This window comes from Larkinella sp. VNQ87 (assembly GCF_049445795.1).
Classification (GTDB): domain Bacteria; phylum Bacteroidota; class Bacteroidia; order Cytophagales; family Spirosomataceae; genus Larkinella.
On the sequence record NZ_JBMSDT010000016.1, the window covers coordinates 196,412 to 204,884 of the forward strand.

Consider the following 8,473-nt stretch of genomic DNA (forward strand, 5'->3'; position numbering starts at 1 on the left):
AACGTTCCTTCGGCTGTTGAGTAAATCAGAAAGCGGATGGACGAAGGAAGAAAGACAGGAGACAAAAGAGTCGCGAATCACGTTTCTTTCTCACTTTCCTGTCTCTCCTCTTTTGTCTCCTGACTTAACAACCGAATCGATCCAGGATTGATCGGATTCTATTATTCAACGGGCCAACAAAAAAGCCGGACGCTGCAAAACATCCGGCTATCGGCCTGGCAAATGGTTGGTTATCAGGCGGTTTTTTGCGGAACCCCGGCTGTCAGAGCTTCCCAGATTTTATCAAATACCTCGATGGCCTGGAGCGGTTTTTCAGTTGAAAGCCCCGGGCGCGACGAGACAAAAACCGGGTGATAGGGGGCAGGGGTTCCCACGCGGCCGTGCGAACCTTTGATCAAGGTCGCATCCAGCGGAATGACGTTCATCAAATACCGGAAGCCCAGCTTTTTACGAAGCAATTTGTACCCGGCTTTCAGTTTGACCATCGGGTTGGCCGGGTCCATGAACATCTCGACCGGATCGTACCCCGGTTTTCGGTGAATATCGACTAGCCGGGCGTAATCCGGCGCTTTCGCATCGTCAAACCAGTAATAGTAGGTAAACCAGCTCTCGGCATCGGCCATCACCACCAGATCGCCCGAGCGCTCGTGGTCGATGTGGTAATCCGGTTTGGTGGTTTCGTCCAGAATGAGTTCAACGCCCGGCGTTTTTTCCAGAATCGAACGAACCTTCGCCCGGCACGTCGGATCGTTGAGGTAAATATGGGCCACCTGATGGTCGGCCACGGCGAAGGCCCGCGACGCGCCCGCGTCCAGCAGTTCCAGCCCCTGCTCCATGCGGACGTTGATCAAGCCGGCTTCCCGGAACAACCGGTTCAGGTGAATCGGACGGCTTACGTTCGTGATGCCGTACTCCGACAGCACGATGATTTCGGCATTTTGCCGCTCGTAATGCTGAATCAGATCTTTACAAACTTCGTCGATTTCGTGCAGTTCTTTTGAAATTTTGCCAAAATCTTGTCCAAATTTTTGTAGGCAATAATCCAGGTGCGGCAGGTAAATCAACGTCAGCGTCGGGTTGTGCCAGCGGTCGACCAGCAGTGAGGCATCGGCAATCCAGCGGGTGGATTTGATGTTGGCGTTAGGTCCCCAGAAATTAAACAGCGGGAAGGTACCCAAGGCTTCCTGCAAGCGGTCGCGCAGGTCGGATGGGTGGCTATAGCAGTCGGGGGCTTTCACGCCGTCGGCGTGGTACTGCGGTCGGGGTGTTACCGAAAAATCGGCCGACGAATACATATTGTACCACCAGAACATTTTGGAAACCGTGAACGACGGATCAAGTTGCCGGGCGCGTTCCCAGATTTTTTCGCCACCAACGAGTTTGTTCGATTGTTTCCAGAACTTGATTTCGCAATCCGTGCGGTCGTACCAGCCGTTGCCGACAATACCGGTTTCGGTGGGCCATTTGCCGGTCACATACGTCGACTGAACGGCGGTCGTGACGGCTGGCAGCATCGGCTCAATCGTCGACAATTGCTTGTTGCTTACCCACTGTTTCAAAAAGGGCGTATGCTCGCCAATCAGCGAAGCCGACAAGCCCACCACATCGATGACGACGGTTTTTTTCATAAGTAAATGAGAATATCGAATACTGAATGTAGAATAACGAATATCGAAAGCGTGCGGAGCTACTTCATTATTCGTTATTCAATATTCATTATTCGATATTGTTAATTTCCTTTAACACCCACTCCAACTCCCTCCCAATCGAGTCATTCAGCCGTAGCTTCAGGTCTTCGGGAAGCACCTCCCAGGTATACGTTTCCACTTCCAGTTGCTCCGTAAACGGGCTTTGCTTCTGTAATTGGAGTACGTCGACAATATCTTCCTGCGTCGATTGGAGCAACCCGTAATCGGCTACAAACAGCGGGACGTGAAAGTGCGAACGCCATTCGACGTGGGTGTCATTGAAGGCCAGCAGGGCTTCGGGCAAATCCGGAAACCGCAACAACTCGCCGTTGCCGTCCCGTGCTACGACCTGATGCAGGTACGTGGGTTCGTTGAATTGCCGGAACTGGTCCAACACCGCTTCCCGGCTGTTTGCCTCCACTGGGAACGTGGCCTTTAAAGCTGCGCTGATCTGGATTTTCCCGACTTTCAGCGCATTGTCGTTCAGCTTTTTCAGGACCTCTTCCGGGCGTTCGTAGCCGACGGCAAAGTGGCAAACGTCGTAGCACAGTTGCACGTGTTCGCGCAAAGCCGCTTCACATTCCTCGGCCGACATCCCAAATTCATCATTCAGCCGTTCGATGCCGATGGGCAGTAAATACAGGTTGAACCAGTTGATAAACTCGTCGGCGGTTTCGAGCAAACCGTCCGGTTCGGGCTCCAGGTCGAGGTGCAGGCTGATGCCGTCCTGTTGTTTGATCCGCACCAGTTCTTCCACCACCGTCATCAGCCGCTGCGTCGTGGCTTCGAAGGCCAGGTCGCGTTCGTCGGCATTGCTCCACTGGAACCAGTATCGGTAGGAGAGTGGCGAGGTCGAAATGCCGGCGGTGGTCAGGGCGTTTGCTCCGGCGGGCAGCAAAGCCGCCAGCAGCCGAAATAGCCGGATGGTGTATGCAACGCGTTCGGGTGTACGCCAGTCGGGAGCATGAACCTGGTCTTTCACGCGGGTCCGGTGAAAACCGCCGTACGGAAAGCCGTTCATCGTAAAGACGTAGCCGTCGTTGTCGGTCAGCCACTGCTGAAACTCGTGCAAGCGCTCCGGCTGGGCCAGTTCCTCACTAGCGATGTTGGACAAGCGCAGACCGATGCCAAATGGTGCGTCCGGCGAAAGTTTCTGTTTGATGGCCGGAATCGCCTGTTGGAGGGCAATGAAATGGTCGGCCCAGTGCTCCCCGGCATGGATATTCGTGCAGTAGCCTAAATGACCGAGCGGGGTTTTCATGCGGGCTGGATTTCGTTTTCTTTCAGAATGCCAATGACCTCCCGAATCCGGTCGGGGTTCATTTCGTGAACTTCCACGCCCTGGCCGATGGCGGTCAGGAGCATGATCGTCAGCCGTCCGCCCAAGTGTTCGCGGAATTCGTTCAACCCTTTCAGGATGCCGTCGCCTTCCAGCGCCGGATGGAACAGGGAGAAACCGAGCGCACGTTCCAGATTCAGGATGCGGTTGGTATCGGCTTCGCTCAACCAGCCCAACCGCTGTGAATACAGGCTGTCGAGCGCAATCCCGATGGCAACGGCTTCGCCATGGCGAATCTCGAAATCCGTCAATTGTTCGAGTTTATGGGCGCTCCAGTGGCCAAAGTCCAGCGGGCGCGACGAACCCATTTCAAACGGATCGCCACTGGCAATGTGGTCGAGGTGTAACTCGGCGCAGCGGTGAACCAGGTATTGCATGGTTTCCCGGTCGCGGGCGGCCAGTTTGTCGGCGTTCGCTTCGAGCCATTCGAAAAACGCCCGGTCTTTAATCAGGGCCACTTTGATGGCTTCCGACATGCCCGCCCGCCAGTCGCGGTCGTCGAGTGTCTCCAGAAAATGAGGGTCGTTGAAAACCGCCACCGGGGGCGCAAACGAGCCGAGGAAGTTTTTCTTGCCCCGGTAATTAACACCGTTCTTGACGCCGATTCCCGAATCGTTCTGGGACAAAACCGTGGTTGGGATCCGGATGTGCCGGATGCCCCGGTGCGAGATGGCGGCTACGTAGCCCACCAGGTCCAGGACCGACCCACCACCCACAGCCACCACGTACGAATGCCGGTCGATGCCGTAGCGATCCACCACATCGATCAACTGATCGACCAGGGTTGGATCGTTTTTCGCCCCTTCTCCGCCGGGAATGACAAGTAAATGGGGGACGAGATCAACAAGTGAAATACCGACAAAGTAAGCCTTGATTTGATCCAGCAACAGGGGATGGCTGGCCATAACACCTTCATCCAGAACAAATAAAAGCTTTTTACGAAATCCTTCCGTATGGTGTTTTTTCAGAAATTCGAGTAAGGTAGGGTTAGTGGATTCAAACAGCCGTTCAGAAAAATAGACATCATAGCTAAACCGAACGCTGAAAGACTGATGAAGGGTGTTCATTCCTCGCGATTAAATTGGATAAAACGTAAAGTTACTCAAAAAATGGCTACGTCCCCGTCCTGCTCAGGGCTGGTCGGGGTAATGTGTGTAGAACACGCAATAACTCGGAACCGTTCGATCAGGTAACTGCAAAAACTTTTGCCAGAAGGCGCGACAATGGCAGCAAACAAACCACCAGCATCGCCAGCGGAAAGGACGCAAAGGCGGCCACCCAGGCGGCATTCATCACAATCAGGGATAGCACGCCCGCTTTGACGGCCATGCCGATGTTGCGGCCGGTCGGTTCGCTGATGGCGCGCCAGAGGGGTGGGAAAATAAAGTAGCCGAACAGGAGCAGGAACGGAAAAGCGGTTCCCAACTGATGCTGGTTTTGGGCAATGGCGCCGATGCTGCCAATGACCAGGGCGTAGAGCAAACCGGCGACGCGTAAAATCCCGGCATTTCCGCCGTGGACCTCGCCCCGGCTGATCATCGTAATGGCCGCAATGTAGACAATCGGGATCACGCCCAGCGACGCCCAGACCGGTACCTGATCGGGCAGGATGCTGATGCCCAGCAGGAGGTTCAGCCCTCGGCACAGGCCCATGTTTAGCGGCCCCAAAATGGCGTTGTGCTTGCCGAATTTGTCGTACACCAGCGATGCCACACTGATGGCAACGGCCAGCCACCCCGCCAGCGGATTCACCAGCCAGGCGGCTGCTATACCAATCAGCAACAAGACACTCCCCAGCGTTGTAGCCGCGCCAAGGCTTACCTGCCCACTCGGAATCGGCCGTTCGGGCCGTTCGACAGCATCCAGCTCCGCGTCAAAAACGTCATTAAACACCACACCACCACCGTACAAGCCCACCGTCGACAGGCAGAGCCAGCCCACCGGCGCGGGGTCGGCATCCGGAATGAGGTAATACCCGGCAATGGCCATCCCGGCCATCACATCGGCAATGGCCGTCACCAGGTTTGCGGGGCGGGTCAGGCGGAGAAGAGGAAGAAGGCTCAAAGGAATGAATAATGAATATCGAATAATGAATATTGAATAACGAAGTAGAGAGGATATTTCGCTATTCGCTATTCGTTATTCATTATTAAAACGTTACTTAATGAATTAAAACGTTACTTAATGATTGGCGACGATTTATCCACCCGGGGTGCTTGCCCTCCGCGCAGGACCGAGCTGCCGTTGTAGCGCTGGCTCTGGTCGATGTCGAGCGGTTGTTCGAGGTCTTCGAGGTTCAGTTGGCCGCTCTGGGCAAAGGCCGTTACGGCATTCTGGAACGTGACGAGTCGGATGGTCTCGTCCGAAATACCGCGTTCTTTCATCAGGGCTGCGGTTTTGGGCAGGGCTAGCGGGTCGCTGATGCCCCAGTCGGCGGCCGAGTTGATCATGATGCGTTCCGGACCGTATTGCTTCACCACTTCCACCATTCGCTCGTTGCCCATTTTCGTAAACGGGTAAATGGTGAAACCCGCCCAGAAGCCGCGATCCAGCACCTCCTTAACAGTTTCCTCGTTGTTGTGATCGACAATCACCAGACCGGGATCGATGCCGTGTTCGAGCGCAATGTCCATGCTGCGGCTGGTACCCTGCTTTTTATCGCGGTGGGGTGTGTGAATCTGGACGGGCAGGTTGGCTTCTTTGGCCAGTTCCAATTGGGCGCGGTAGTATTTTTCTTCGGCCGGAGTCTGGTCGTCAAAACCGATCTCGCCCACGCCAACAACGCCTTCTTTATAAATAAACAGCGGCAGAATTTCCATCACTTGTTCAGCCAGCGCTTCGTTGTTGGATTCTTTCGAGTTCAGACCGATGGTACAGTAGTGCCGGATACCAAACTGCGAGGCCCGAAACCGCTCCCAACCGACCAGGCTGGCGAAATAATCCCGGAACGAGTCGACGCCCGTGCGCGGTTGACCGAGCCAGAAAGCCGGTTCAATCAGGGCCACGATACCGGCGTCGGCCATCGCCTGGTAATCGTCGGTGGTACGGGAGGTCATGTGGACGTGCATGTCAAAAAATTTCATGCCCCGTATACTATCTAGAAAACTCATGGTTTTGTCGGGTTGTAAAAAAACAAAGGTAGTCGGCCCGTGGGCTAGTTGCAAGGGCGTAAATAAGAGATGATGTATGATCCCTATCAGATCGACCGATTATTGAATAGCCAAAAAGCACCCTATAGTCTGTATAGGGTGCTTTAAGAATAAGGGTGTAATGTGTGCTTAAATATGACTCTCAGGATAAGCGATTGCGCTTGCTGAGAAGCTTTTTCAAAGCATTCACAAACCATATAATATTTAGGCCAATACCCACCAGCATAGTAGCCCGTCCTGCCAACTTAGGTACATCAGTAGCAGTGAAAAGAAAGACGCCGATCAAACTAATGATATTTGCAACTAAAAAGACTAAGATGATTCTCCTGGTTGTCATGATTTTGAGATCGGTTAATGTTAAACTTACTCCACTTTGGGGGTTGGTCCCGAGGTAAAGGGATTGCAAGGGTTTCCGGTGCAACACCCGCTGCTACAACTTGCCAACGCAGTAGCTGCCCATAAAGCGAAACATGGGATAATTGTACAAATTATATGCCTGATAACCTTGGTTAGGTAAAAACTACGCCTAAATCCGAAACACCCTCTGCCTGGAAGGGACTTGATAATCCAAGTTAGGGCGAGCCCGAGTCTCCCTGAGACCGGGCCGACATTTCGGGATGTAGGGTTGAAAAGCGAAAGGTCTATGCCTATCGTTACCTGTTACGGTTTTCAAAAACCGCAGAAGAACCGTTGCCTTTTTATCAAAACCGAACCGAAAAACGTTTAGTTACTAGAGCAGACGAAGTAACGTCGGTTCTAATTACGTTGTACTATTTCTTTTGTTGAGTATGAAAGCTGTATTTCAGATTCTGCTATGGGCAGGGATAGGGGGAGCGATCGGAAGTGGAATCAGTTCCTGCCGCCCCGACCCGCTCGAAAACCTGACGCCGGAAGAGAGTCAGGTGTTTATAACCAACCGTGACCGGTCGGTCAACTTTGCCAATTACCAAACGTTTAGCTTGCCGGATTCGGTCGTAGAAGTATCAAACGACCAGCAGCAACTATCCATGACGGGCATCGAGCCGCAATTCCTGGATCGGCTGGCTCAGCAACTCACGAGCCGGGGCTATCAGCGGGTCAGCCGCAGTACCAATCCCGATCTGGGCGTGGCTGTCATGCGGATCAACAACAGCTACGTCGGGGTGACCTCCATGCCGTTTTCGCCGTATTACCTCGATTATTGGGGCTACGGCGGTCTGGGCGGCTGGGGCGGTTTCAGTCCGTATTACCCCAATTATTACTCGTTTTACGAAGTCAGCGACAGTTACTGGTTGATTCAACTGATTGATCTGAAAAACCCGAATACAACCGACCGGGAGCTGAATGTCATTTGGCAGGCCCAGATTCGGGGGAACGGGATTTACGACGCGACCTCGGTCGACACGATGCTGAGCAAGGTGTTTGAGCAGTCGGCGTATTTGCGGGCAAATCAGTAAGTTCGGTGTAAGCCAGTGAGACAAAAGAATAAAAAGCCGGATTTAAGGCTATTCTCTCATCTCGCTGGCCTTTAATTCCTAAAAAGCCATGAAAAAGACGATTGCATTGAGTATCCTCGGACTGGTTTGGGCGCTGGGTGCGATGGCGCAGACTGGTTCGGATCAGGACGATAACTTCCAAAGTAGCTTATTCAGACAATTTGTATCGGGCCGGGCGACGGTTTTTTACGGGGCCAGCTTGCCGATGGGCAGTCAAAAGAATTACATTGACAAAGTCGGGAGCCGGAATGTGGCCGTTGCCTTTGAAGCTATGTTCCCGGGGCGGTTTTCCGTCGGAGGGCGTATTGGGCATCAGTACGTGAGTGAGCAATTGCCTCGCCAGGTTTTTTCGTTTCCGGATGGTACCGACATCTCGGCTGTTCAAACCCGGACGCTGACCCTCGTGCCGGTGCTGGCCATCGGATCGGTGTACCTGAACGACATCAATTCGACGGTCCGGCCATACCTGCAAATGGGGGCTGGTGGGGCTTACGTCGATTATACGTCGTATTACGGCACGCTGGCTGATCAGAAAACCGGCATCCGGGGAGCCCTGGCACCGGCTGTCGGCGCTAAGTTTCAGTTTGGCCGCAACAACAACTTTGGCGGGGAGATTCAGGCGCAGTATCAGCACGTGTTTTTTAACTACAACGAGCTGGAAAACAGTACAAACCTGCTGCTGTCGTTCGGCCTGTCGTACCGCTGGCTCTGACGTACCCACGGACCGCCGGGCGGCCCCGTTTAGTCCGTGTGAGTTTATAACAACTTCTGGATTTAGAGAACTTACACGGACTAAACGGGGCCGCCCGGCGGTCCGTGGGT

General features: G+C 53.7%; 7 protein-coding genes. 2 read left to right on the plus strand and 5 right to left on the minus strand.

The annotated features are described in order from the left end of the window. Nucleotides 1-233 precede the first annotated feature (233 nt). The 5 genes from ACO2Q8_RS25140 to ACO2Q8_RS25160 form a co-directional block, all read right to left on the minus strand. Nucleotides 234-1,628 (minus strand): alkaline phosphatase family protein, encoded by a 1,395-nt coding sequence (locus ACO2Q8_RS25140; protein WP_423347641.1) that lies wholly within the window; start codon nucleotides 1,626-1,628, stop codon nucleotides 234-236. Nucleotides 1,629-1,716: 88 nt separating this feature from the next. Further along, the gene (gene eboE / locus ACO2Q8_RS25145; RefSeq protein ID WP_423347642.1) at nucleotides 1,717-2,949 is read right to left on the minus strand and encodes a metabolite traffic protein EboE; all 1,233 of its coding nucleotides are present in this window, start codon (nucleotides 2,947-2,949) and stop codon (nucleotides 1,717-1,719) included. Next, nucleotides 2,946-4,094, minus strand: a complete 1,149-nt coding sequence (locus ACO2Q8_RS25150; RefSeq protein WP_423347643.1) for a 3-dehydroquinate synthase — start codon at nucleotides 4,092-4,094, stop codon at nucleotides 2,946-2,948. Before ACO2Q8_RS25150 ends, eboE begins: the two co-directional genes overlap by 4 nt. Nucleotides 4,095-4,212: 118 nt before the next feature. Continuing rightward, complete coding sequence (gene eboC / locus ACO2Q8_RS25155; protein WP_423347644.1) at nucleotides 4,213-5,091, minus strand: UbiA-like protein EboC; 879 nt, start codon at nucleotides 5,089-5,091, stop codon at nucleotides 4,213-4,215. A gap of 113 nt (nucleotides 5,092-5,204) precedes the next feature. Further along, complete coding sequence (locus tag ACO2Q8_RS25160; protein WP_423347645.1) at nucleotides 5,205-6,137, minus strand: TatD family hydrolase; 933 nt, start codon at nucleotides 6,135-6,137, stop codon at nucleotides 5,205-5,207. Nucleotides 6,138-6,964: 827 nt separating this feature from the next. Here ACO2Q8_RS25160 and ACO2Q8_RS25165 point away from each other — a divergent pair. Together ACO2Q8_RS25165 and ACO2Q8_RS25170 are read left to right on the plus strand one after the other, a co-directional pair. Beyond that, nucleotides 6,965-7,612 (plus strand): DUF4136 domain-containing protein, encoded by a 648-nt coding sequence (locus tag ACO2Q8_RS25165; RefSeq protein WP_423347646.1) that lies wholly within the window; start codon nucleotides 6,965-6,967, stop codon nucleotides 7,610-7,612. Between the two features lie 88 nt (nucleotides 7,613-7,700). Further along, nucleotides 7,701-8,363, plus strand: a complete 663-nt coding sequence (locus ACO2Q8_RS25170; protein ID WP_423347647.1) for a hypothetical protein — start codon at nucleotides 7,701-7,703, stop codon at nucleotides 8,361-8,363. Nucleotides 8,364-8,473: the final 110 nt, after the last annotated feature.